This window comes from Vibrio sp. HI00D65 (assembly GCF_001635455.1).
Lineage (GTDB): Bacteria > Pseudomonadota > Gammaproteobacteria > Enterobacterales > Vibrionaceae > Vibrio.
On sequence record NZ_LWEH01000096.1, the window covers coordinates 1 to 220 of the forward strand.

Genomic DNA, 220 nt, shown 5'->3' on the forward strand with positions numbered 1-220 from the left:
CATGCTATCTAACAAGGTAACGCCAGTCATGGGCGTATCATATTTTGTTATCAATGGCGTGTTGTTGCTTTGTTTCTCATTGATGGCGATCCACACCGTTCGATTTATCGCGAACGATGTCGCTTTTCTAAAGCGCTCTTCTAAGTAGGTACGATTCATGGAAAGCTATCTTCCAATCCTTATTCTGTTTGTTCTGTTTCTTTTGAACATCCCCATCGCG

The 220-nt window shown here is 42.3% G+C and carries 1 pseudogene; it reads left to right on the plus strand.

What is annotated here, in order from left to right:
- A pseudogene (locus tag A3712_RS09855) lies at positions 1–148 on the plus strand (TRAP transporter small permease); the annotation flags it as partial.
- Positions 149–220: the final 72 nt, after the last annotated feature.